General features: G+C 68.0%; 17 protein-coding genes. 10 read left to right on the top strand and 7 right to left on the bottom strand.

Annotation, left to right across the window (positions count from 1 at the left end):
• Positions 1–40: 40 nt before the first annotated feature.
• The 5 genes from BM436_RS05250 (at position 41) to BM436_RS05270 (ending at position 8,225) form a co-directional block, all read left to right on the top strand.
• Positions 41–2,050 carry an acyltransferase family protein gene (locus tag BM436_RS05250; protein ID WP_093554238.1) on the top strand — a complete coding sequence of 670 codons (2,010 nt, stop codon included), beginning with the start codon at positions 41–43 and terminating at the stop codon, positions 2,048–2,050.
• 160 nt (positions 2,051–2,210) lie between these two features.
• The gene (locus BM436_RS05255) at positions 2,211–3,221 is read left to right on the top strand and encodes a polysaccharide deacetylase family protein (RefSeq protein WP_093554240.1); all 1,011 of its coding nucleotides are present in this window, start codon (positions 2,211–2,213) and stop codon (positions 3,219–3,221) included.
• 106 nt (positions 3,222–3,327) lie between these two features.
• Positions 3,328–5,376 carry an XrtA/PEP-CTERM system histidine kinase PrsK gene (gene prsK / locus BM436_RS05260; RefSeq protein ID WP_093554242.1) on the top strand — a complete coding sequence of 683 codons (2,049 nt, stop codon included), beginning with the start codon at positions 3,328–3,330 and terminating at the stop codon, positions 5,374–5,376.
• A gap of 39 nt (positions 5,377–5,415) precedes the next feature.
• Positions 5,416–6,774 (top strand): PEP-CTERM-box response regulator transcription factor, encoded by a 1,359-nt coding sequence (gene prsR, locus BM436_RS05265; protein WP_093554244.1) that lies wholly within the window; start codon positions 5,416–5,418, stop codon positions 6,772–6,774.
• Positions 6,774–8,225: a right-handed parallel beta-helix repeat-containing protein gene (locus tag BM436_RS05270; RefSeq protein WP_093554246.1), complete on the top strand. Its 1,452-nt coding sequence runs from the start codon at positions 6,774–6,776 to the stop codon at positions 8,223–8,225. Before prsR ends, BM436_RS05270 begins: the two co-directional genes overlap by 1 nt.
• Before the next feature lie 111 nt (positions 8,226–8,336).
• Here the strand turns inward: BM436_RS05270 and BM436_RS05275 are convergent, their stop codons facing one another.
• The 4 genes from BM436_RS05275 to BM436_RS05290 are packed head-to-tail and all read right to left on the bottom strand — an operon-like array spanning position 8,337 to position 13,176.
• The gene (locus BM436_RS05275) at positions 8,337–9,560 is read right to left on the bottom strand and encodes a DegT/DnrJ/EryC1/StrS family aminotransferase (protein ID WP_093554248.1); all 1,224 of its coding nucleotides are present in this window, start codon (positions 9,558–9,560) and stop codon (positions 8,337–8,339) included.
• A gap of 1 nt (position 9,561) precedes the next feature.
• The gene (locus tag BM436_RS05280; RefSeq protein ID WP_093554250.1) at positions 9,562–10,851 is read right to left on the bottom strand and encodes a putative O-glycosylation ligase, exosortase A system-associated; all 1,290 of its coding nucleotides are present in this window, start codon (positions 10,849–10,851) and stop codon (positions 9,562–9,564) included.
• Positions 10,844–12,001: a glycosyltransferase family 4 protein gene (locus BM436_RS05285; RefSeq protein ID WP_093554252.1), complete on the bottom strand. Its 1,158-nt coding sequence runs from the start codon at positions 11,999–12,001 to the stop codon at positions 10,844–10,846. Before BM436_RS05285 ends, BM436_RS05280 begins: the two co-directional genes overlap by 8 nt.
• On the bottom strand, positions 11,998–13,176 hold the full coding sequence (locus BM436_RS05290) for a glycosyltransferase family 4 protein (protein WP_093554254.1): 1,179 nt from the start codon (positions 13,174–13,176) through the stop codon (positions 11,998–12,000). Before BM436_RS05290 ends, BM436_RS05285 begins: the two co-directional genes overlap by 4 nt.
• A gap of 309 nt (positions 13,177–13,485) precedes the next feature.
• Between BM436_RS05290 and BM436_RS05295 the strand changes: the two genes are divergently transcribed.
• The 5 genes from BM436_RS05295 (at position 13,486) to BM436_RS05315 (ending at position 19,722) form a co-directional block, all read left to right on the top strand.
• Positions 13,486–14,853, top strand: a complete 1,368-nt coding sequence (locus tag BM436_RS05295; RefSeq protein WP_093554256.1) for a UDP-glucose dehydrogenase family protein — start codon at positions 13,486–13,488, stop codon at positions 14,851–14,853.
• Complete coding sequence (locus tag BM436_RS05300; protein WP_093554258.1) at positions 14,850–15,845, top strand: NAD-dependent epimerase/dehydratase family protein; 996 nt, start codon at positions 14,850–14,852, stop codon at positions 15,843–15,845. Before BM436_RS05295 ends, BM436_RS05300 begins: the two co-directional genes overlap by 4 nt.
• 18 nt (positions 15,846–15,863) lie before the next feature.
• A complete protein-coding gene (locus BM436_RS05305) occupies positions 15,864–16,748 on the top strand; it encodes a hypothetical protein (RefSeq protein WP_093554260.1) in 885 nt (294 codons plus the stop codon).
• A gap of 57 nt (positions 16,749–16,805) precedes the next feature.
• Positions 16,806–18,287, top strand: a complete 1,482-nt coding sequence (locus BM436_RS05310; RefSeq protein ID WP_093554262.1) for a UbiA family prenyltransferase — start codon at positions 16,806–16,808, stop codon at positions 18,285–18,287.
• 70 nt (positions 18,288–18,357) lie between these two features.
• Positions 18,358–19,722, top strand: coding sequence for a DUF6080 domain-containing protein (locus BM436_RS05315; RefSeq protein WP_093554264.1), 1,365 nt, complete (start codon positions 18,358–18,360; stop codon positions 19,720–19,722).
• Positions 19,723–19,800: 78 nt separating this feature from the next.
• Here BM436_RS05315 and BM436_RS05320 read toward each other — a convergent pair whose 3' ends face one another.
• From BM436_RS05320 to BM436_RS05330, 3 genes are read right to left on the bottom strand one after another with little or no spacing between them, the layout of a single operon-like run.
• Positions 19,801–20,862, bottom strand: a complete 1,062-nt coding sequence (locus BM436_RS05320; protein ID WP_093554266.1) for an acyltransferase family protein — start codon at positions 20,860–20,862, stop codon at positions 19,801–19,803.
• A 42-nt stretch (positions 20,863–20,904) separates the two neighbouring features.
• Positions 20,905–22,800 (bottom strand): XrtA/PEP-CTERM system amidotransferase, encoded by a 1,896-nt coding sequence (locus BM436_RS05325; RefSeq protein WP_093554268.1) that lies wholly within the window; start codon positions 22,798–22,800, stop codon positions 20,905–20,907.
• Between the two features lie 26 nt (positions 22,801–22,826).
• Positions 22,827–23,999 carry a TIGR03088 family PEP-CTERM/XrtA system glycosyltransferase gene (locus BM436_RS05330; RefSeq protein WP_093554270.1) on the bottom strand — a complete coding sequence of 391 codons (1,173 nt, stop codon included), beginning with the start codon at positions 23,997–23,999 and terminating at the stop codon, positions 22,827–22,829.
• Between the last annotated feature and the right edge of the window lie 9 nt (positions 24,000–24,008).

A 24,008-nucleotide genomic window follows, 5' to 3' on the forward strand; every position in this document is an offset into this window, starting at 1 on the left:
TTGTCAGGACAGTTGAGTTTTTGGAAAGTGGAGTGACGCAATGTCAACCGAGATGAATCGCGCCGAGTTCCGTCAGGACATCAACGGCTTGCGCGCGTGGGCCGTGACGGCCGTCATGCTGTACCACTTCGGCGTGCCGGGCGCCGCCGGCGGCTTCGTCGGGGTCGACGTGTTTTTCGTCATTTCCGGCTTCCTGATGACGGGCATCGTGGTCGCCGCGCTGGAGGGCGACCGCTTTTCCGCGCCGGCCTTCTACTGGGCCAGGGCCAAGCGCATCCTGCCCGCCCTGATGGCCCTGTGCGCCACGCTGCTGTGCCTGGGATGGCTGCTGCTGTTGCCGCTCGACTACAAGACCCTGTCCGCCCACGCGCTGTACAGCCTGGCGTTCCTGTCGAACGTGGCCTACCTGCGCGAGGCCGGCTATTTCGACCTGGCCTCGCACGACAAATGGCTGCTGCACACCTGGTCGCTGTCGGTGGAATGGCAGTTCTACCTGGCGCTGCCGCTGCTGCTGTGGGCGGTGTGGCGGCTGCGCCCGGGCCGCGCGGCGCTGGGCCGGGTGCTGGCGCTGGCGCTGGCCGTGTCGCTGGCGGTCTCGGTGTTCGCCACGGCCGCCAACCCCTCCGCCGCGTTCTTCCTGCTGTCCACGCGCGCCTGGGAAATGCTGGCCGGCGGCCTGGTGTTCCTGTGGGGCGGACGGGTTGCCGGCCTCGGCGCCGGACGGCGGCGGGCGCTGGCCTGGACCGGCCTGGGGCTGATCGTCCTGTCGGTGTGCTGGCTGGACCACAGTGTCCCCTGGCCGGGGGCCCTGGCCCTGCTGCCGGTGGGCGCCGCGGCCATGGTGCTGCTGGCGAACAGCGACCTGCCGGCCACCGCCCACCCGCTGGCGCAGTGGCTGGGCAGCCGCTCGTACTCGCTGTACCTGTGGCACTGGCCGGTGTACGTGGGCCTGGCCTACGGCGGGCTGGAGGACGACGGCGCCGCGCTGGCGGCGGGCCTGGCGCTGACGCTGCTGCTGGGCGACCGCTCCTACCACTGGCTGGAGAATCCGGCGCGCAAGGCGCTCGGGCGCAGCGGCGCGCCGCGGGGCGTGGCGCTGGTCGTCGCGGGCGTCGCGCTGGTCACCGTGCCGGGCGGCGCGCTGTGGCTGCTCGACGGCGTGCCCCAGCGCTTCGCCGAGCCGGTGCGCAAGGCGGCCAACGAGGCCAACAACTTCAATCCGCGCCGCAAGGAGTGCCACCAGAGCAAGGGCGCGACCTCGCCGTCCTGCGTGCACGGCGGCCCCGAGCGGCGCGTCGTGCTGCTGGGCGACAGCCACGCGGCCGCGCTGGTGTCGGGCTTGGCGGGGGCGCGGCCGGACCCCCGCGCCGGCGTGCTGCAATGGACCTACGACGCCTGCGTCTACCTGCCGGGCATGCGCAAGCTCAACCCGCACCAGTTCAACAAGCAGGCCGATTGCGCCGGTTTCAACCAGTGGGTGACGGCGCAACTGCGCACCGTCCCGCCGCAGGTGCCGGTGGTGCTGATCGGGCGCTACGCGCGCTACGCCTTCGGCGCGCTGGAGGAGCGCCGCGCGCCGCGGCCGGAGGTGTATTTCGGAACCGGGACCGGCCCCGGTCCCGCCGCCCGCCGCGGCCAGCCGGCGGGCGCGGCCTTTCTGCGAGAGTTCGGCGCCCAGGTCACGCGCGCGGCCTGCGAACTGGCCGCCACCCGCCCCGTCTACATGGTGCGGCCGATCCCGGAAATGCCGGTCAACGTGCCGCAATACGTGTCGCGCCGCATGGCCTGGGGCCTGGCCAGCGAGCTGTCGGTGCCGATCGAGCAGTACCGCGAACGCAACGGCTGGCTGTGGGCGGCCCAGGACGCCGCGCGCGCCCAGTGCGGCGTGCGCATCCTCGATCCGCTGCCCTATCTGTGCCGCGACGGCCGCTGTTTCGCCAGCCGCGACCGGCGGCCGCTGTACTACGACCACGGCCATCTGAGCGAGTACGGCAACGCCGTGCTGCGGCCCATGTTCGCCGAGATCTACCGCCAGCGCGCGCAGCCGTAGCGCGCTTGACGCGGCGCATATCCAAGCGTCAATCAGTGTGATACGATCGGCAACCCCCGCGATCGCGAGGCCAACCGTTTACAGTCAGAGGCGAAGAATTGTCGGTACCCAGCGTCATTCGCAATGCAAGCCGCCGCGCCGCGTCTCCGGCGCCCGCGCCATGCTAGCGCCCGGAGCCCCGCCGGCCCGCCTGCCCGCCGGCCATCCGCCGGTGCTGCTGGTGATCGTCGACACGGAGGAGGAGTTCCCCTGGGACCAGCCCTTCAACCGCGACAACATCGGCACGCGCACCGTCGCCAGCCAGCCCATGCTGCACGAGCGCGTGTTCGACCGGCTCGGCATCGTGCCGACCTATATGGTCGACTGGCCGGTGGCCACGGCGCCGGGCGCGGTGGCCACCCTGCGCGGCCTGCTGGACGCGGGGCGCTGCGAAATCGGCGCCCAGCTGCATCCCTGGGTCTCGCCGCCGTACGAGGAGGCGGTGTCCGACTTCAACTCCTTCGCCGGCAACCTGCCGCGCCAGCTCGAATACGACAAGCTGCGCCTGCTGACCGAGGCCATCGCCGGCGCCTTCGGCCAGGCGCCGCTGGCGTTCAAGTCCGGCCGCTACGGGCTGGGCCCGCACACCGCCGAGACCATCGCCGCGCTGGGCTACCAGATCGACACCAGCGTCGTGCCCTACACCTCCTTCGCGGCCGAGGGCGGGCCGGACTTTTCCGCCTTCGACGAGCACCCCTACTGGTTCGACGCGGGCGGGCGCGCGCTGCTGGAACTGCCGGTGACGGCCGGCTACTGCGGCTGGCTGCGCGGGGCCGGCCCGGCCGTCTACGCGCTGGCGCAGCGTCCGCTCGCGCGGCTGGCGCGCATGGGCGGCCTGCTGGCCCGCTCGCGCAGCCTGGAGCGCATCCGGCTCACGCCCGAGGGCGCCGGCGCCAGCGACATGATGCGCCTGACGCGCCAGTTGCGGCGCTCCGGCTGCCAGGTCTATTCGCTGACCTACCACAGCCCGTCGCTGGTGCCCGGCCACACGCCCTACGTGCGCACGCCGGACGACCTGCGGCGCTTCATCGGCGACATCGACGCGTATTGCCGCTTCTTCCGCGAGGAGCTGGGCGGCGTGTTCATGAGCCTGTCGCAACTGCACGGCGCGCTGCGCGCGCAACGCGGCTGACGCGCCGATTGCCTGGAGGCGCCGCCGCGCGGTAATATACGATAAGCAACAATTCACCCCGGCGCGGCCCGGGGCGTTCCCCCACCACCCCCTAGGAAGGTTGACGTTGATCAACATCGCATTCATCAGCTATGGCGCGGCGGCCGTCGCGTTCTTCCTTCTGCTCACCGCTTTGCTCACCGTCTGGCGCGGCCGCGTGCGCGGCTCGGCCCTGACGCTGGCCTCCTTCCTCTCGTGCCTGTGGAGCGCCGCCATGATGTACCAGGGCACGCAATCCGCGCCCACCCACTTCATCGACGCGCTGGAAACGCTGCGCAACGGCGCCTGGTCGGTCTTCCTGCTGATCCTGCTGGGGCATTTCCGCGATCCGGGCAGCCGCCTGCCGATGCGCCTCAAGCCCTCGGTGCTGGCCGGGCTGGCCGTCTACGCGGTGTGGCTGGTGGCCACCCTGTTCGGCCGCTTCGAGGTCAACCTGCTGCCGTCGGCCGGGCTGCCGGTGGCGCTGGTGCACCTGTGCATGGCGCTGGTGGGCCTGCTGCTGGTCGAGCAGGTCTACCGCAACAAGCCGGTGCAGGAGCGCTGGGCCATCAAATACGTCTGCCTCGGCGTCGGCGCCATGTTCGCCTACGACTTCTACCTGTACAGCGACGCCATCCTGTTCCGCTCGGTCGACGAGCAGATCTGGGCCGCGCGCGGCGTCATCAACGGCCTGATCACGCCGCTGGTGGCGATCTCGGTGTCGCGCAGCGCCACCTGGAGCTCGTCGATCGCGGTGTCGCGCCGGGTGGTGTTCCACACCGCCGCCCTGTTCGGCACCGCCATCTACCTGTTGGCCATGGGCTCGGCCGGCTACTACCTGCGCCTGTTCGGCGGCACCTGGGGCACGCTGATGGAGGTCGCGTTCCTGTTCGCCGCCGCCATCCTGCTGGTGGGCATCCTGTTCTCCGGCACCTTCCGGGCCTGGCTCAAGGTCTTCATCAGCAAGCATTTCTACAGCTACAACTACGACTACCGCGAGGAGTGGCTGCGCTTCACGCGCACCCTCAGCGCCCAGGGGCCGGGCTTGCCGGAGCGCACCATCCAGGCCGTCGCCGAACTGGTCGAGAGCACCGGCGGCGCGCTGTGGATCGCGCGCGAGAGCGGCCTGTGCGAACCGGTGGCCGGCTGGCACATGGCGCCGCCGACCGAGCCGGTGGCGCTGGACACCCCGTTCTGCCAATACCTGAATGGCAAGCAGTGGGTCATCGACCTGCGCGAGTACGCGGAAAACCCGGCGCTGTACGACGGCGTGGCGATCCCGGCCTGGCTGTCGCGCTACGAGCGGGGCTGGCTGGTGGTGCCGCTGATCCTGCAGGGCAAGCTGTTCGGCTTCGTGCTGCTGCAGGAGCCGCGCAGCGAGATCAAGCTGAACTGGGAGGTGATCGACCTGCTGAAGGTGGCCGGCACCCAGGCCTCCAGCTACCTGGCGCAGCAGGAGGTCGGCAACGCGCTGACGGTGGCGCGCCAGTTCGAGTCCTTCAACCGCATGTCGACCTTCATCGTGCACGACCTGAAGAACCTGGTGTCGCAGTTGTCCTTGCTGATGACCAACGCCGAGAAGCACCGCCACAACCCGGAATTCCAGCGCGACATGATAGAGACGGTCGAGTATTCGGTGCAGAAGATGACTTTGCTGCTGCACAAGCTCAGCCGCAGCGCCACGCCCGAACTGCCCGCGCCGCTGGCGCTGGACGCGCTGCTGGCGCAGGCGGTGGCGCTCAAGTCCGGCTTCGAGCCGCGCCCCGCGCTGAAGGTGCGCGACGCCGCCCTGCACGTGCTGGCCGACCACGAGCGGCTGGAGCGGGTGGTCGGCCACCTGATCCAGAACGCCATCGAGGCGACCGGGCGCGACGGCCAGGTCGACGTCAGCCTGCGGCGCGAAGAGCAGCGCGCGGTGATCGCGATCAGCGATAATGGCAAGGGGATGAGCGAGGACTTCATCCGCGAACGCCTGTTCAAGCCCTTCGAGTCGACCAAGTCGGCCGGCATGGGCATCGGCGTGTTCGAGAGCCGCGAGTATGTGTGCGAGCTGGGCGGGCAGCTGGAGGTGAGCAGCCAGCCCGGCCGCGGCACCACATTCACGATCATGTTGCCAATCTACAAGCGGGCAGCGTAAGCTGGGCGTTATTGCCGCGTCGCGGCGCGAAGGAATGTTGTGACACAAGACCGACAGAAATTGCTGATCATCGAGGACGACCTGGGCCTGCAAAAGCAGCTCAAATGGAGCCTGGACGCCTACGACGTGGTGGTGGCCGGCGACCGCGAGAGCGCGCTGGCGCAGATCCGCCGCCACGAGCCGGCCGTGGTGACCATGGACCTGGGCCTGCCGCCCGACCCGGACGGCTCCACCGAGGGCCTGGCCACGCTGCAGCAGATCCTGGCGCTGGCGCCGGACACGCGCGTGATCGTGCTCACCGGCAACCAGGACCACGCCAACGCGGTCAAGGCCATCGGCCTGGGCGCCTACGACTTCCACCAGAAGCCCTGCGACCACGCGGTGCTGCAGCTGGTGATACAGCGCGCCTTCTTCCTGGCCCGGCTGCAGGACGAGAACCGGCGCATGCTGCAGGTGCAGGCGGACTCGCCGCTGAACGGCATCATCAGCCGCGACCCGGCCATGCTCAAGCTGTGCCGCAGCCTGGAGAAGGTGGCGCCGACCTCGGCCTCGGCGATGCTGCTGGGCGAGAGCGGCACCGGCAAGGAGGTGCTGGCGCGCGCGCTGCACCAGCTCAGCCCGCGGGCCAAGGAGCGCTTCATGGCCATCAACTGCGCCGCGATCCCCGAGAACCTGCTGGAGTCCGAGCTGTTCGGCTACGAGAAGGGCGCGTTCACCGGCGCGGCCAAGCAGACCAAGGGCAAGGTCGAACTGGCGCACGGCGGCACCTTCTTCCTCGACGAGGTGGGCGACCTGCCGATGGCGCTGCAGGCCAAGCTGCTGCGCTTCCTGCAGGAGCGCGTGATCGAGCGCATCGGCGGGCACGAGGAGATCGCGGTCGACGTGCGCATCGTCTGCGCCACGCACCAGAAACTGAAGGACCTGACCGCCACCGGCCGCTTCCGCGAGGACTTGTACTACCGCCTGTCCGAGATCGTCGTCACCATCCCGCCGCTGCGCGACCGGGTCGGCGACGCGGCGTTGCTGGCGCACCACTTCAAGAACAAGTTCTGCGCCCAGGACGCGCGCCCGTCGCTGCATTTCAGCGCCGAGGCGGTGGCCACCATCGAGGCCCACCCCTGGCCGGGCAATGTGCGCGAGATGGAGAACTGCATCAAGCGCGCCGTCATCATGGCCGACGGGCCGCAGATCCTGGCCGAGGACCTGGGCCTGTCGTCGGTGGCCGTCGAGGAGCCGATCAACCTGCGCCAGGTGCGCGACGAGGCCGAGTGCAAGGCCATCGTCAAGGCGCTGGCGCGCATGGACGGCAACATCGTCAAGGCCGCCGAGCTGCTGGGCATTTCCCGTCCCACGCTGTATGACCTGATGAGCCGGCACGGCATCAGGCAGGGCGCGTGATGGGCGCGCGGCGTTGGCTGGTGTCGGGGGCGGTGGTGGCGGCGGCGCTGGGCGCGGCCGGCCTGGGCGGGGCCGCCTATGTGCTGCAGAGCGAGGGCATCGCGCCGCGCACGCTGGCGCCCTACCTGGAGCACCGCGCGGCCGGCCACAACGGCGTGATCGTCGGCGCGGCGGCCTGGGGCGGGGCGAAACTGATGGAGATGGACCGCGGGCCGGCGCTGCCGCGCGCCGCGCTGGCCACGGTGGCCGGCGCCGGCGCGCGCGCCGTCCCGGCGCGGCCGGGCGGGCAGGAGACCCTGGTCGCCGGCGCCGAACAGCTGCGCGCCGCCGTCGCCGCGGCGCAGCCGGGCGCGGTGCTGACCCTGCTGCCGGGCACCTACCGCATCAGCGGGCGGCCCCTCAAGACCGGCCGCGGCGGCACCGCCGCCGCGCCCATCACGCTGCGCGCGGCCAGCCCCGGCACCGTGCGGCTGGAATCGGACACGGTGGAGGCCTTCCAGATCTCCGAGCCGCACTGGCGCCTGGAGAACCTGACGATACGGGGCGTGTGCCAGCGCGACGACGACTGCGAGCACGCGCTGCACGTGATCGGCGGCGCCAGCCATTTCGTGGCGCGCAACAACACCATCAGCGATTTCAACGCCCACATCAAGATCAACGGCCACGGCGGCCGCTTCCCCGACCACGGGCTGCTGGAGAACAACACGCTGACCAACGCGCGCGAGCGCAACACCGGCAAGCCGGTCACGCCGGTCGACCTGGTGGCGGCCAGCCACTGGATCCTGCGCGGCAACCTGATCACCGACTTCATCAAGGCCGGCGGCGACCGCGTCAGCTACGGCGCGTTCGCCAAGGGCGGCGGCGCGCACAATGTGTTCGAGCGCAACATCGTCATCTGCGAGCACCTGCTGCAGCGCCGGCCCGGCCAGCGCGTCGGCCTGTCGCTGGGCGGCGGCGGCACCGGCAAGATGTTTTGCCGCGACCAGCGCTGCGTGGCCGAGCAGGAGCAGGGCGTGATCCGCGACAACCTGATCGCCTCCTGTTCGGACGAGGGCCTGTACCTGAACAGCGCGGCGGCCAGCAAGATCAGCCACAACACCCTGCTCGACACCAGCGGCGTGCTGGTGCGCTTCCCCGCCAGCAGCGCCGACCTGGACGGCAACCTGGTGGACGGCGCCATCCGCGGCCGCAACGGCGGCGACGCGCGCCTGCACGACAACCTGGCCGGCGGCGTGCTGTCGCAATACCTGGGGCGCCATCCGCTGCGCCAGCTGTACCGCGAGCCGGCGGCGCTGGACTTCGGCTGGCGCGAGGCCGCGCCGCGCCGCGCCGGGGCCGAGACCGGCGAGGCGCGGCCCGACCTGTGCGGCGCCGCGCGCCCGGCCCAGCCCCGCTACGGCGCCTTCGAGGACTTCGCGGCCTGCCTGGCGCCGGCGGCGGCCAGCTTGTAGTTTTATCGGATCAGATGCGCAGGCCCGCACGCATCCGGCGGAATAAGCTGCGCTTACTCCGCCCTACGGGGTCACGATGGACCTTAATTTAACGTATTGGCGCCCGGGGGCTTATTGCGCCGCGGCCAGCGCAGCGCGCAGCGCGGCGCACAGCCGCGCCAGTTCGGCCGCGTTCAAATCCTGGTGGCAGGGCAGGGCCAGCACGTGGTGGCCCAGCGCCACCGCCTGCGGGCAGATGGCGGCGTCCACCCCCGGCCACAGCGTGTGGCCGAAGCGCACCAGCGGCACCTCCGCCGCCCGCAGCGCGGCGAACACGGCGTCCGGCCGCGCCACCCACAATGGAAACAGCCACGGGCAGGCGCCCTCCGGCAACGCCGCGTGCAGCGGCCGGCAGCCGGGCAGGTCCCGCACGGCCGCCTCCAGCGCCAGGTAGTGGCGGCGCCGCAGCGCCGTGACGCGGCCGGCGTCCGCGCGCCGCAACACCCAGCGCGAGAACCAGGCCGAGCGCTTGTCCAGCCAGCGCGGGTCGAAATCGTAGCTGCTGTCGGACGAGGCCGGCGCCAGCGCCAGTTCCGCCGCCACGGCGCCGTCCGGCAGGGCGGCGCCGCGGCGCGCCTTCAGCGCCGCCCACAGCTTGTCCTTGCACCACAGCGGCAGGCGCAGCAGCGCGCGCAGCGCGCCCAGGCGGCCGTGCGCGAAGCTGTGCTCCAGCACCGCCAGCGCGGCCTTGGCCTCGAAGCCGCGGCCGGCCGAGCGCAAGGCCACGCCGTCCAGCGGGCGGCGCGCCGACACCAGGCAGCCGCCCTCGAAAATCGGGTAGAACTTCATGCCGCTGCCGATCGCGTAGTCGCCGTGGGAGCCGACCGGCAGGCCGCCGTGGCGGCCGAAGAAGCTGTGCGCGCAATCCTCCAGCAGCGCCACGCCGTGGCGGTCGCACCAGGCGCGGATAGTCCCCATGTCCTGCGGGAAGCCGAAGTAGTGGGTCACCATCACGGCCTTGACGGTGCCGTCCAGCCTGGCGTCCAGGTCGGCCAGGTCGACCGCGGCGGCGGCGTCGACGCGGTAGAACACGGGACGGGCGCCGCGCCACAGCACGGGCGGCACCATGGAGGGGCTGTGGTAGGCCGGCACCAGCACGCTGTCGCCCGGGCCCACGCCCAGTTCGCGCAGCGCCAGCGCGATGGCGACGCGGCCGCTGGTGACCAGGCGCACGGCGCCGGCGTCCAGCAGCGAGGGCAGCGCGGGCGGCGCGCCGGCGCGCGCGCGGCGGAACGCCGCCAGCGACAGCACCGGCAGGCGGGGGATGGCGGCGGACGACGGACGGGGCGCGGCCATGTCAGGGGCGCGGCAGGCCGGGCTGGGCCGGCGCGCCGGCCGGCAGGGCGTCGGCCGGCTGCGGGTGCCGTATCAGGACCTTGTCGAGCAGGGCCATCAGGGCGTAGATGTAGTAGGGCAGGTCGTAATAGGCCAGCGTCAGGAAGGCGCCGCACACCATGTAGCCTATCATGCTGACCTGGCACATCGACGCCAGCGCGCGCGCCCAGGCCAGATCGGGCTTGTCCTGGCAAAACCGTATCACCTTGCTGCCCGTGCGCCACGCTCCGAACAGCATCCCCAGGAACAGCAGCAGCCCCAGAAAGCCGTGTTCGCCCAGCACTTGGAAGTAAATGCTGTGCGCCACGTGGTAGTGGTCGGGGTCCGGCGCGTAGGTGCTGAACATATTGCGGGAAAAGACACCAAAGCCGCCACCCAGTGGATTGGCAGTGGCGACATTGATGGCGAACTGCCAGGCATTGATACGCCCCATCGCGGACGTGTCTTCTTGATAATTGTCAATGGTTTCCATTCGTCCCAACCATTTTTCCGGGATTGCCATGAAGATCAGCGGCGCCAGGAGCGCGAGCACGATCACGGCGCGGAATTTATTGCCCGACTTTAGCCACAGGAAGAACACCATGGCGGCTCCGCCCAGCAGCGCGCCCCGCGAATAGGTGCCGATTACGGCGGCGAAGGTCAGCACCACAGCGCCAAGGCAGGCGCGCTTGATCCATTTGTTCTTTGCGGTCAGCATCATGAACCACAGGATGGGCAGCACGGTGACTTGGCTGAGCGCGATGGTGTTGTTGTCTGAAATATAGCTGCCGGCCGGGCCAAGCACGTGGCTGGAACCGCCCGACAGGATAGTGAACACGCCGCCCTTGATGCCCCAGAAGCCGACCGACAGGCCGACCGTCCAGGCCAGCGCCCTGACTTCCGCGCCGGTGCGGATGGCGCATATCGTGATCAGCACCATCAGATAGGTCTTTACCACACGGTTCCATTCGGTCCAGGCCGCGTCCTGCTCCTTCGCCAGGAGGCAGGTCAACGTCATGAAGGAGAACAGGATGATCATCATCACCGGCACTGGCGAGCCAGGCAGCTTCTTGGCCTCTTTGGAGGCAATTAGGCTGAGTAGTGTGGTGACGCAGATCAGCAACGCGAACGGAAACAGATAGGCCGCGCCGTAGGCCAGCCGATGCGGATTCATCAGGCTGACGCAGGCGTACACCATCACCCCCACCGCCGGCCGCTTGAAGATGAACGGGATGGAGCCGAAGATCAGGATGAAGATGACGGCGTCACGCACGGCGCATCAGCCCTTCGAACAGGCGCACCACGCGGCGCGCGTTGGCCTGCCAGGTGAGCTGCTGCTCGCCGATGGCGGCGCGCGCGTTGCGCGCCACCTTGCCGCGCAGCTCGGCGTCCAGGCACAGGCGCTCGACGGCGCGCGCCAGGCCGTCCGGCTGGCCCGGGTCGAACAGCACCGCGTTGTGGTCCTCCTTGAGGATTTCGCGGATGTTGGGCTGGTCCGGGCCGACGATGGCCTTGCCCAGCGCCAGGTATTCGAACAGCTTGAGCGGCGAGGCGTAGGCCACCACGGCCGGCTGCAGCGCGATGTCGAACGCGGCCACGTAGCGCGCCACCTCGTCGCGCCCGATGACGCCGGTGAAGCGCACCCGCTGCTCGATGCCCAGCTCGCGCGCCTGCTGCTCCAGCGCGGCGCGCACCGGGCCGTCGCCCACCACCAGCAGGTGGCGGCGCGACTCGGGCGGGTCGGCGGCGATCATCGCGATCACCTTGTCCAGGCCGTGCCAGTCGCGCACGAAGCCGGTGAAGCCCAGCACCAGGTAGTTCTCCAGCCCCAGCGCGCGCTTGGCGGCCGCCGTGTCCAGGTCGCCGTCGAAGCGCTCCAGGTTGATGCCGTTCGGGATCACCTCGATGCGCTTGGCGTCCACGCCGTAGGCCGACACCATGTCGCCCAGCACCCGCGTCACCGGCAGCACCACGTCGGCGTTGCGCCAGGCGTAGGCCTGCGACCAGCGCGCCAGCCGGGTCAGCGACAGGCCGTCGTAGCGGGCCCGCTCCTCCATGATCGGGGCGTTGATCTCCAGTAGCATCGGCAACTTGTACTTGCGCGCCAGCCAGATGCCGGCCGGCAGGAACAGGTTGTAGCGCTCGTACAGGCAGTCGGGCTTGTGCCGCTTGACGGCCGCCACCAGGCGGCGGTAGGCCACCAGCGAGTAGCCCAGCTCCATCAGTTCGTAGAACCAGCCCGGCAGGTGGCGCTTCAGCTTGGCGACCAGGCCGGCGTCGGAGCCGAAGTCCTCGGTTTCCGCGCTGGGCGGCGCCACGATGACGACCTCGTGGCCTTGCGCGCGCAGCGCGTTGATCATTTCCTCGATGTGGACGTATTGGCCGTCCTTCGAGCGGGTGCGGTGGTGGTAGAGGATTTTCACGCGGCGTGGCCCAACTTTATTTTCTGAAACAGGTCGATTTGTCCCTGGGTGGTGGCGTCCCAGCTGAAGCGTTCGGCGTAGCGGCGGGTGGCGCCGTGGTCCGGATAGCTGGCGCGCAGCAGGCGCACGGCGTCGGCCAGCGCGGCCGGTGTGCGTTCGCGCATCAGCACGCCCGCCTCGGGCGCGGCCACCACTTCCGGCGTGCCCCAGACGTTGCTGGCCACCACCGGCGTGCCGCAGGCCATCGATTCGAGCAGCACATTGGCCCAGCCCTCGCGGCTCGAGGCCAGCACCAGCATGTCGGCCGCGTTGTAATAGCCGGCCAGTTCGGTCTGCGGCACCGAGCCCAGGAAGCGCACGCGCGGCGCCACGCCCACTTCCCGGGCCAGGTCCTCCAGGCGCTTGCGCTCCGGGCCGGTGCCGGCGATCAACAGGCGCGCGTCGGGCAGCTCGGCCAGCGCGCGGATCACCAGGTCGTGCCCCTTGCGCGGGTCCAGCAGGCCGACCGACAGCAGCGTGAAGCCGGTCAGGCCCAGCCTGGCGCGCGCGGCGCCGCGGTCGGCCGGCGCGAAGCGCTGCAGGTCGACGCCGTTGCGCAGCGGCGTGATGGCGTCGGCCGCCACGCCCAGCTGCACCATCTCGTCCTTGAGCGCGTTGCACACGGTGATCAAGCCCTTGGCGTTGCGCGCCGCCCACAAAATCATCCGGCGCGGCAGGCGGAAGCGCGGGATCAGGTTGATGTCGGTGCCGCGGGCGGTGATGGTCACCGGCTTGTTGAAGTATTTGCCCAGCATCACGGCGGCCACGCCGTCCGGGTAGAAATAATGGGCGTCGATGACGTCGAAGTCGTAGCCCTGGTCCAGGATGCGGCCGATCGCGGACTTGGCCGCCTGCGCCATCAGCATGGGCGCGCCCGTCATACCGACCTTCGGGATCAGCATATACCGCGGGTGGACCACGCTGATACCGTGGCGGGTTTCGGCCTTGGGCACCCGGGCGTAGCCGGCGTAGGCGCCGAAGCGCGGATGGGTGGACGGGAACCAGGGCACGGGGGCCACCACGCGCGATTCGACCTGGCCGCTGGCGATCAGGTAGCGCAGCCGGGTTTCGACGAATATGCCGTGGTTCTGTTGTTCCGCGTTCGGATACAGGGTGCTGAACGTGAGTAGCTTCATCTTCATGGGGGGAGCGGGCCGGCGGCAACGTGGCCGAAAAGGCGGTTAAAACGCTGGGATTGGCGATTTACCGATGATAAAATTATAAGTGGAAGAATTTTACCTTAGCCCAATGCTAGCCGAAGGGAAATCATACAACTTTTTGGCGAAAAACTTGCAATCTAATATGCGATGTTGCTTGTCAAAATCGCCCAACTATCTTAACCTTTCCTCAATAAATAATGCGCGGATGAAAGCAATTGTCTATATGAAATGCCAGCGCCTCGTTCGCCGCGCTCCCGCCGTTTCCACCAGAAAGAAAACTCCGCTATGAAAATCACCATCATCGGCACAGGCTATGTGGGCCTGGTCTCCGGTGCCTGCTTCGCCGACGTCGGCAACACCGTGCTGTGCCTGGACGTCCACGCCGGCAAAATCGAGATGTTGAACAAGGGCATCATCCCCATCCACGAACCCGGCCTGGACGGCCTGGTCACCAGCAACGCCGCCGCCGGCCGCCTGCTGTTCTCGACCAGCTACGACGACGCCGTCGAGCACGCCGAGGTGATCTTCCTGGCGGTCGGCACTCCGCCCGACGAGGACGGCAGCGCCGACCTGACCCACATCCTGTCCGCCGCCCGCAGCATCGGCCAGCGCATCGCGCGCCCGGTGGTGGTGGTCGACAAGTCGACCGTGCCGGTGGGCACCGCCGACAAGGTGCGCGCCGCCATCGCCGGGGAACTGGCCAAGCGCGGCGCGGACATCGAGTTCGCCGTCGTCAGCAACCCGGAATTCCTGAAGGAGGGCGCCGCCATCGGCGACTTCATGCGCCCGGACCGCATCGTGGTCGGCAGCGACGACCCGGCCGCCACCAAGCTGATGCGCCAGCTGTACGCGCCGTTCAGCCGCAACCATGAAAAGCTGGTGGAGATGGACGTGCGCAGCGCCGAGCTGACCAAGTACGCCGCCAACTCCATGCTGGCCACCCGCATCAGCTTCATGAACGAGCTGGCCAACCTGGCCGAACTGCTGGGCGCGGACATCGAATCGGTGCGCCTGGGCATGGGCCTGGACCCGCGCATCGGCTCGCAGTTCCTGTACGCCGGCATGGGCTACGGCGGCTCCTGCTTCCCCAAGGACGTCAAGGCGCTGATCAAGACCGCCTCCGGCCTGGACCAGCAGCTGCACATCCTGACGGCCACCGAGGCGGTCAACGAGGCGCAGAAGAACGTGCTGTTCAACAAGCTGGTGCGCTACTTCGGCGGCGCCGGGCAGCTGGCCGGCAAGACCATCGCGCTGTGGGGCCTGTCGTTCAAGCCCAACACCGACGACATGCGCGAATCGCCCAGCCTGGTGCTGATCCGCTCGCTGTTCGAGGCCGGCGCCAAGGTGCGCGCCTACGACCCGGTGGCCAGCAAGGAGGCGCTGCGCATCCTGGAGGCCGAGCACGGCGCCGAGCGCTGCGCCCAGTCGCTGACCATGGTCGGCCAGGGCATGGACGCGGTGGCCGATGCGGACGTGCTGGTGCTGGTCACCGAATGGAAGGAGTTCCGCGCGCCCGATTTCGCCGCGCTGGCCGGCATCCTGCGCCACAAGGCCATCTTCGACGGCCGCAACATCTATGATCCGGAGGCGGTCACCGAGGCCGGCCTGCGCTACGAGGGCATCGGCCGCACCAGCAAAGACCTGCGCTTATGATCACTGGCCAGCACACCGTCCTGGTGACGGGGGCGGCCGGCTTCGTCGGCAGCTTCGTCGCCGCCCGCCTGGCCGGCATGGGCCACCGCGTGGTCGGCTGCGACAATTTCAACGACTACTACGACCCGCGCCTGAAGACCGACCGGATGCGCGCGCTGCTGGACCCGGCCGGCGTGCCCTGCGAGACGGTGGAGCTGGCGGACCCGGCCCAGGTGGCCGCGCTGTTCGAGCGCGTGCAACCGACCCTGGTGGTGCACCTGGCCGCCCAGGCCGGCGTGCGCTATTCGCTGCAGAACCCGGCCGCCTACATCCAGTCCAACCTGGTTGGCTTCGGCAACATGCTGGAGGCCTGCCGCCGGCACCGGATTCAGCATTTGCTGTACGCCAGCAGCAGCAGCGTGTACGGCAACAACGCCAAGGTGCCGTTCAGCGAGGACGACGTGACGGACGGCCCGGTGTCGCTGTACGCGGCCACCAAGAAGTCCAACGAGCTGATGGCGTACTCCTACAGCCACCTGTTCCAGCTGCCGGCCACCGGCCTGCGCTTCTTCACGGTCTACGGCCCGTGGGGCCGGCCCGACATGGCCTACTTCAGCTTCACCGACAAGATGCTGCGCGGCGAGACCATCCCGGTGTTCGCCGAGGGCCTGCTGACGCGCGACTTCACCTATGTCGACGACATCGTCGAGGGCGTGACGCGGCTGCTGTTCAAGCCCACCCCCGCCACCGCCGCGGCGCCGGCGCACACGGTGTTCAACATCGGCAACCACAGCCCGGTGCGGGTGCTGGACTTCATCCAGACCATCGAGCGCGTCACCGGCATCGCGGCGCGCATGGATTTCCAGCCCATGCAGCCGGGCGACGTGCCGGCCACCCACGCCTCCATCGACAAGCTGAAGGCCTGGGTCGGCTTCGCGCCCACCACGCCGCTGGAAACCGGCATCGGCCGCTTCTATGAATGGTACCGGGCCTGGCCCGGCCGGCGCGCCTGACCAGTGGGGGAAGCGAGCATGAGCGGCGCGCCGCAAATCCTGCTGTTCTACGCGACCGATCCGGCCAACGTCAAGAAGCGCCTGCTGCGCTTCCGCGAGGCCTTCCTGCGCCTGGGCCCGGACCGCGCGTTCGCGATCGCCTCCTACGACGCCGGGGCCCGCACCGGCGTGCGCCGCGTGACGCTGGACGGGATCGAGATCGAGCACCACGTGTTCGGCCCGGACGCGATCGACACGCTGGGCTATCCGCACAAGGGCGCGGCGCGCCCCTTCAAGCTCATTCCGGGCAATTGCGACCTGGTGCCGGTGCTGTTCCGCAAGGCCGTGCCGCATTATGGCGAATACTGGATGATGGAGGACGACGTCGAGTATTCCGGCGACGCGCACGCGCTGTTCGCGGGCCTGGACGGCCGCGGGGGCGACCTGCTGGCGGCCCACCTGGCGCACGGCTACGACGCCTGGACCTACTCGTCCATGCTGCGCGCGCCCGGCGCCGGCGTGGCGCCGGCCGACAGCTGGCTGGTGTTCCTGACCTTTTTCCGCGTCAGCGGCGCGGCGCTCGACACCATCGACCGCTATTACCGCGAGGGCTGGTCCGGGCACAGCGAGAACATGTGGGCCACCATCCTGAAGCACGCCGGCATGCGCGTGGTGGACATCGGCGGCGACGGCGAGTACGTGGCCGACGAGGACCGCAACCGGCGCTACTACGGCCTGCCCAACGACGGCTTCCAGAAAAACGGCAGTTTCGGCACGATGAACATCCGCCTGCGCGCCGGCCGCCGCAAGGACGTGCTGTGGCATCCGATCAAGCCGTTCAAGGCCTGGCTGCGGCAGACCCGCAAACGCCTGCTTTCGATTGTTAAATGGCAATTGTCGAAGTTGCAAAATGGGAGGCGCTGAGCGGCTGACGCCGCGCCGCCCGCTCCCGCCACCCCATATTTTTTAAAGCCGGAAACTATGAATATCGCGCATGACACTTCAAGCGCCAACGTGCCGCGTCCCGCTGCGCGCAGACCTCCCCTGGTCATCGACTTGGACGGGACGCTAACGTATACAGATACCCTGGTCGAGTCGGTGGTGCGTCTGCTGAAAGGCACACCCTGGCGGATTTTCACCTTGTTGCTGGCCCTGTTCGGCGGACGGGCGGGCTTCAAGCGCCACGTCGCCGGACAGATGTGCATCGCGCCGGATACGCTGCCCTACAACGAGGAACTGCTGGACTATGCGCGCGCCGAGCGCGACGCCGGCCGCCGGGTGATTTTGGCGACCGCTGCCCACAGCAGCATCGCCGATCCGGTGGCCGCGCATCTAGGCCTGTTTGAGCAAGTGATAGCCACCGGGCAGGACGGCAATCTGAAGGGCGCGGCCAAGCTGGCGCGTATCCGCGCGATGGTGGGGGACGATTTCGTCTACGCCGGGGACAGTCCGGCGGACCTTGCCATCTGGCGCGGGGCCCGCGCCGCCATCCTGGTGGGAGTGTCGCCGGGGTTGGAACGGCAAGCCCGGGCGGTGTGCGAGGTGGAGCGCGTCTTCCCGGCGCGCCGCGCCGGGCCCATGACTTGGCTGCGCGCGATCCGCGTCCACCAGTGGCTCAAGAATTTGTTGATCTTCGTTCCGCTGCTCACCGCCTTCACCTTCCTGGAGATGGATAAGCTGGTGTCGGCGGGCATGGCGTTCTTCGCTTTCTCGTTCGCCGCCTCCGCCACCTACTTGTGGAACGACCTGGTCGATCTGGAGAGCGACCGGCGGCATCCCCGCAAACGCCACAGGCCGATGGCCAGCGGCGAGATCGCGATTCCCAAGGCCTTGCTCGCGGCGCTGCTGCTGATGGCCGCCGGCCTGCTGCTGGGGGCGCTGGTGTCCGGCGCCTTCCTCGCCTCCCTGGTGGCCTATATCGTGCTGACCACCGCGTACAGTCTCGTGCTCAAGCGCTACGTGCTGATCGACGTGCTGATGCTGGCCGTGCTGTACACCTTGCGGATCTTCACCGGCTCGATCGCCGTCCATGTCGAGATCAGCGCCTGGCTGCTGGCCTTTTCCCTGTTGATCTTCTACAGCCTGGCGATCCTGAAGCGCTGCGCGGAGTTGGTGTCGCTACGCGACGCCTCCAGACAGGCCGCCTCCGGGCGAGACTATCTGGTCAGCGACCTGATAGTGCTGTGGCCGCTTGGCGTGGGCGCGGCCCTTGCGTCGATCGTCGTGTTTTGCCTGTATGTCCAGGCTCCGGACACCCAGGTGCGCTATCTGACGCCGGCCCTGCTGTGGGGCGTGTTCCTGTGTTTGCTGTACTGGCTGTCGCGCTTGTGGGTCAAGACCGCGCGCGCCGAAATGCACGACGATCCACTGGTGTATGCGATCAAGGACCGCGGCTGCAGGCTGACCATCGGCGCCATGGTCGCGTTCACGATAGCGGCGCGCTTCATCGCCGTGCCACATTAATCATTCGGATCAAGTGCACACGGCGTCCAGCGCTTACTTAAGCCATAACAATACTGAACGCCCGCAGACCATGAATACCAACAATTCCTCGATCAAATCCGTGCGCCCGATCATCAGCGCGGGCCGGCTCTCCGTCCCCGGCGTGGTGGCCCTGCTTTCATTTGTGTGGATTTTCCACCTGTCGGGCAAGCTGCCCCCGGGCCTGTTCCACATCGGCCTCGACAACGTCTGGTTCGACGCCGACATTCCGCGCTACATCTGCCAGATGGTGGACCGGGTGGCCAATGACCATTGGCGCAACAAAGTGCATCCGCTGTTTTCGCTGCTGAGCTATCCGGGTCCTAAGCTGCTGACGCTGTTCCAGATCGATATCGTGACCGCCATGCGGATGCAGATCGCGCTGGCCGCTTCGATCGGTATGGGTTTCCTGTTCGCCGCGCTCAAGCGCGTGGGCCTGGGCGCCGTCGACGCCGCGCTGCTCACGGCGCTTGCGTTGACCAGTTCCACCGCGCTGGTCTGGTTCAGCGTGGCGGAAAGCTATGCGTACACGTTCACGGCCTTCGCCATTGTGCTGTACTTGTCGGCCCGCGACACCGCCAGGGATGACGGCTCGCGCGCGCCGTGGGTCGCCGCGGCGGCGTTCGCGTTCTCGATCACCGTCACCAACCTGGCGGTCGCGCTGCTGGGTGCTGTGCAGGCGCGGGGTGTCAAGCGCGCCATACGCCTGGCCATTATGGCGGTGGCCGTGGTTGGCGTGCTGGCCGTCCTGCAGCGACTGGTGTTTCCCAAGTCCGGCCTGTTCTTCCTGCCGGCGGCCGTGCAGGAAGAAACGAGTTTTTTTGTGCGCCTCTCGGTTGACCGGGTGCGCCAAGTGCTGGCGTTGTTTTACTTCGGCAGCGTGGTGTTCCCCGACGTCGCGCGCAACGCGATGAGCAATGGTGAAACGGTGTTGACGGTGCAGCACGCGAGTTGGCGCCAAGGCGGCTGGCCCGCCTATACCGGTTTGCTGCTCATCGCGTTGATGATGGCCCCTGGCGTGGCAAGCGTTGTCGCTTCCTGCAAGCGCCAGCTGGACCGTTTGCGTGGCGGTGTCGCGATTGCAACGCCGCGCTGGCAGGATGGCTTGCGCGTCACTGTCGCGGGTTCGCTGGCCTTCCTCACCACGCTGCACCTTGTATACGGTAAGGAAACCTTCGTCTATGCGGGCAGCGTGCTGCCCATGCTGATCATGCTGCTGGCGTTCGGCGCGCTGACGCTGTCCCGCCACAGCCGTGCCGCGACGACGGCGATGCTGGCCTGCCTGCTCGCGGCCAGCGCCACGCACAACATCGCCCGCTGGGAGGCGGCCAGCGCCGATCTGCGCGCCCGGAACGGCCCGATCAGCGCCAAGGCATTGGGCCGCAGCACTTGTTCCTTCGTCAAACAGCAGCCCTAGCGGGACGCCGGCGTTAGAGCCCAGCCGGAGGTAATGTGCGTTCCTTAGGCTACGCCCCCAGCGCAGGAAGCTGGCCGCTTAGCAAATCTGCGCGAGCTCAGCGCGTTTGCGCCGTCCGACGTTCTCCAACGGGGATGCTGCAATTCCCAGGGCGATGGTGAGCATCACCGCAGCGACTAAGCGCACTCCGTGCGGCCAGCCATATGTGCCGCCCGCCATCGTAACAAGCGTGTAACTCACCCCCTGCCACATATAGATCGAGTAGCCATAGCGCCTGAATGGCTTCAGCCACCACGCCTCATACAGACGATCGATCAGATGCGATGGCACTTTGGGCGACGCGATGATAAATACTGCCATCCACGCCGATGAGAACAAGAAAAAAAATGCGTTCGGAGGCAGCTTATTCTTCTGCATATCGATCACAGGTTGGCCGAGCAGTCCCGCGAACACCAGTAAACCAAGCGATGTCGTCAGCAGCAGCAAGGCCACTCGTTGGGGTATGCGATATCCCGAGCCCATCGCGTAGCCGAGCGCGGACCATGCGGCGTAAAACATCATGGTTTTGACGAACGTCATATCGATGTTCAACAGACGCTGCAGCAAAGTGAGGCCGACCGTGGCAAACAGCAGCCCAACCCATGAGAACTCAATTTTTATCGCGCCCAGTATGCGGTGTGCATGTTGGAAGACCGGGAACAAGATGGCGATGCAAAGGAAGGGCGCAACAAACCATAGGTGATAGTTGAGCATCGATACGGAATGATTCTTACCGTAGCTGAAGGGATTGAGCCAGGCCAGTGCGTACGCCGCGACGACATCGGATGTCGTCGATCCCGGGACGGACATCAACGCGATCACGAGGCAGACCGCCGCATAGGCCCAATATGGCGGCAGCAGGCGCGCCGCCTTCGAGCGGCAGTAGACCAGGTATTGCATCGACAGCAAGGAAACCGGAGACGCTGGCGCGGTCAATGAGTAGGTGAAGCCCGCCAGAAAGAATATCGCCGGCATTTCAAACAAGCCCCACGAACGAAGCGGAGACGAGCCGATGTTGAGCCAATAGGCGGCGTGCACCATCGTCACGATGTACAGAATCAGTAGGGCCCGGGCCACGTCCACGCTTTTGTTTCGACTCATTTCAGATCTGCAATTCGTTGACGGCCTTGTTGGCTCGATTTGTCACGCGTTCACGCTGACGCGCAGGAAGGTCTCGAACATCAGCACCGACCACAAAGGCGCGCTGTAATCCTTGTTGCCTGCAATGTGCTGTTCGACCATCTCGCGCAGGAAGGCTTCGTTGAAAATCCCGGTTTCCAGCAACATGGGCGACAGCGCCGCAGAGCGCACTTTCTCGCGCAACGGGCCGCGCAGCCAGGTCGCCAGGGGAATCGAAAACCCCTTTTTGGCGCGGTATAGCACCTCGTGCGACAAAAACGGTTCCAGCGACTTCTTGAAAATATACTTGCCTTCGCCGCCGCGCAGCTTGATGTCCGGCGGCAGGCCCGAGGCCCACTCCACGAAGGTGTGGTCCAGCAGCGGCACGCGCACCTCGAGCGAATGGGCCATGCTGGCGCGGTCCACCTTGGTGAGAATGTCACCCGGTAGCCAGGTCTTGAAGTCGAGGTACTGGATCAGCGAGAGGGGATCGTCGGTCGGCGAGTTGGCCGCGTGCCGGCTGAACACCTCGATCGCGCTGTAGCCTTGCAGTTCGCTCTTGAAGCGGTCCGAGAACAGTTGGGCGCGCACGCGGTCCGGCATGATCGACACGCCATGGAAATATCCCTCCACCGTGTCGCGCGCCAGCGCCTCGAAGGTGGTCTTGGCGCGAAACATGCGCGGCGCCCAGTCCGCCTTGGGGTACAGCCTGCCGAGCGCGCCGAACACCGGCTTGCGCAATCCCAGCGGTAGCTTGTCGCGTACGCGTTGCTCGGCCGTCGCGTAGCGGTAGCGGCGGTAGCCGGCGAAACTCTCGTCGCCGCCGTCGCCGGACAGCGCCACGGTCACCCGTCGGCGCGCCAACTGGCACACGCGGTAGGTTGGGATCGCCGAGCTGTCGGCGAACGGCTCGTCGTACAGGTGCGCCAGTGTATCAATCAGGCCATAGTCGTCCTTGTCGACCACCTGGGCATGGTGGGTGGTATGGTAGTGTTGCGCCACCTCGTTGGCGTATTTCGACTCGTCGAACTCGGGATCGTCAAAGCCGATCGAGCAGGTGACGACCGCTTCCTTGTCCTGCTGGGCCATCATGGCCACCACGGCGCTCGAGTCGACACCCCCGGAAAGAAAGGCGCCGAGCGGCACGTCGGACACCATCTGGCTCTGCACGCACTCCCCCAGGCGAGAGATCAGCTCTTCCTCGATGTCGCGCTGCGCGCGCGCGGGGGCCAGTTTGAACGGCACGTCCCAATACTTTTCCGGCGCCACTGCGGTATCGCCGATCCTGAGCGTGACGCGATGTCCGGGCGGCAGCTTGAAGGCGTTGTGGAAGATGGTGTGCGGTTCCGGCACGTAACCAAAGGCGAAGTACTCCTCGACCGCGCGCGGGTTCAGTTTGCGCGACAGTTCCGGAAAGGTCATGATCGATTTCAGCTCGGAGCCGAACACGAAATAGCCGGTCGGCAGCAGCGAATAGAACATGGGCTTGACGCCCACGTGGTCGCGCGCCAGGAACATGGTCTGTTGATTGCGGTCCCAGATGCCGAAGGCGAACATGCCCTGCAGGCGGCGCACGCAGTCCGGGCCCCAGGCCAGCCAGGCCTGCAGCACCACCTCGGTGTCGGACTTGGTCTGGAACACGTGGCCCATGGCCTTGAGTTCGGCCATCAGCTCGCGGTAGTTGTACACCTCGCCGTTGTAGACGATCACCACGCTGCGGTCGGCGCTGAACAGCGGCTGCTGGCCGGTGGCCAGGTCGATCACCGACAGGCGGCGGTGGCCCATGCCCAGCGCCTTCTCCGTGTACAGTTCGCCCTCGTCCGGGCCGCGGTGAAACTGGCTCTCGTTCATGCGGTGCAGCGCCGCGCGGTCGATCTCGCGCTGGCCCGTGGTATCAAATATGCCGACTATTCCACACATGTTGCTTCCTTCCTGATTGCGATCGCCTACACGGCGTGGGCCGCGCGGCGCCCTGTTTTCTGTTCGCGCAGCGCGTCGTACAGCGCGACGTAGGCGTCCAGCATGGCGGCCATGCTGTAGTGCTGGATGACGCGCAGGCGGCCGGCCGCGCCGTGCTCGCGCGCCAGCGCCGGCTGCGTGGCGTAGAGCGCCATCGCGGCCGCCAGCGCCGCGGTGTCGTCCGGCGGCACCAGCGTACCGTGCACGCCCTCGGTCACCACCTCGGGGATGCCGCCCACGCGCGAGGCCACCACCGGCAGCGCGCAGGACATGGCCTCCAGCAGCGACACCGGCGTGCCCTCGGCGAAGGAGGGCAGCGCGAACAGCGAGAAGCCGTGCAGCAGCGCGGCGATGTCGGCGCGCGCGCCGGGCAGCCAGACCAGATCCTCCAGGCCGGCCTGCGCCACCTGCAGGCGCAGCGCCGGCAGCAGCGGGCCGTCGCCGACGATGCTCAGGCGCAGGCGCGCGGCCCGGGCCGGGTCGGTCTCGCCCAGCCGCTCGCGCAGCGCGGCGAAGGCGCGCACCAGGCCGGCGTGGTTCTTGATGTCCTGGATGCGCGCCACCGTGCCGATCACGAAGTGCTGCGCGCTCCACGGCGAAGGGCCGGCCTCGAACGGCGCGGCGCAGTACTTCTCGGTGTCGACGCCGTTCTTGATCAACTGCGACTTGGCGCCCGGGATGCGCACCACCTGGTCCAGCCAGCGCTGCAGGTCGTCCGAGACCGGGATGTAGCGGTCGACGAAGGGCCGCATCAGGCGGCGCAGCAGGTTGTGCTTGGGGTTCAGGCCCTGCGGGTCGCTGGCGTCGCGGCCATGCTCGGCGTGGATGCGCACCGGCGTGCCCGCCAGCGCGGCCGGCAGCGCGTATTCCAGCGTGGCCAGGTTGTAGGTGTGCAGCACGGCGGGGCGCAGCCGGCGCAGCAGCCGCCACAGTTTCCAGTGGATGGCCGGGGCCAGCCCGGGCGGCTTGTTCAGCGCGTGCAGCGTCACGCCGGGCTGGGTGATCTTGGCGGCGAAATCGGTGTAGCGGGTCAGGCACACCACCGCGTGCCGGTATTTGTGCGCCGGCATGCGGTTGATGCAGTCGACCAGCAGCGTCTCCAGGCCGCCCACGTCCAGCGCGTACACCAGGTGCACCACCAGCGGGCGCTTGTCGGTCATGGCGCCGTC

Origin of the sequence: Pseudoduganella namucuonensis (genome assembly GCF_900116645.1) — a bacterium.
Lineage (GTDB): Bacteria > Pseudomonadota > Gammaproteobacteria > Burkholderiales > Burkholderiaceae_D > Rugamonas > Rugamonas namucuonensis.

Coding starts and splice junctions, on each gene's coding strand:
- BM436_RS05250 (WP_093554238.1), top strand. CDS start 41: ATGTCAACCGAGATGAATCGCGCCGAGTTCCGTCAGGACATCAACGGC.
- BM436_RS05255 (WP_093554240.1), top strand. CDS start 2,211: ATGCTAGCGCCCGGAGCCCCGCCGGCCCGCCTGCCCGCCGGCCATCCG.
- BM436_RS05270 (WP_093554246.1), top strand. CDS start 6,774: ATGGGCGCGCGGCGTTGGCTGGTGTCGGGGGCGGTGGTGGCGGCGGCG.
- BM436_RS05275 (WP_093554248.1), bottom strand. CDS start 9,560: ATGGCCGCGCCCCGTCCGTCGTCCGCCGCCATCCCCCGCCTGCCGGTG.
- BM436_RS05290 (WP_093554254.1), bottom strand. CDS start 13,176: ATGAAGCTACTCACGTTCAGCACCCTGTATCCGAACGCGGAACAACAG.
- BM436_RS05295 (WP_093554256.1), top strand. CDS start 13,486: ATGAAAATCACCATCATCGGCACAGGCTATGTGGGCCTGGTCTCCGGT.
- BM436_RS05300 (WP_093554258.1), top strand. CDS start 14,850: ATGATCACTGGCCAGCACACCGTCCTGGTGACGGGGGCGGCCGGCTTC.
- BM436_RS05305 (WP_093554260.1), top strand. CDS start 15,864: ATGAGCGGCGCGCCGCAAATCCTGCTGTTCTACGCGACCGATCCGGCC.
- BM436_RS05310 (WP_093554262.1), top strand. CDS start 16,806: ATGAATATCGCGCATGACACTTCAAGCGCCAACGTGCCGCGTCCCGCT.
- BM436_RS05315 (WP_093554264.1), top strand. CDS start 18,358: ATGAATACCAACAATTCCTCGATCAAATCCGTGCGCCCGATCATCAGC.
- BM436_RS05320 (WP_093554266.1), bottom strand. CDS start 20,862: ATGAGTCGAAACAAAAGCGTGGACGTGGCCCGGGCCCTACTGATTCTG.
- BM436_RS05325 (WP_093554268.1), bottom strand. CDS start 22,800: ATGTGTGGAATAGTCGGCATATTTGATACCACGGGCCAGCGCGAGATC.
- BM436_RS05330 (WP_093554270.1), bottom strand. CDS start 23,999: ATGACCGACAAGCGCCCGCTGGTGGTGCACCTGGTGTACGCGCTGGAC.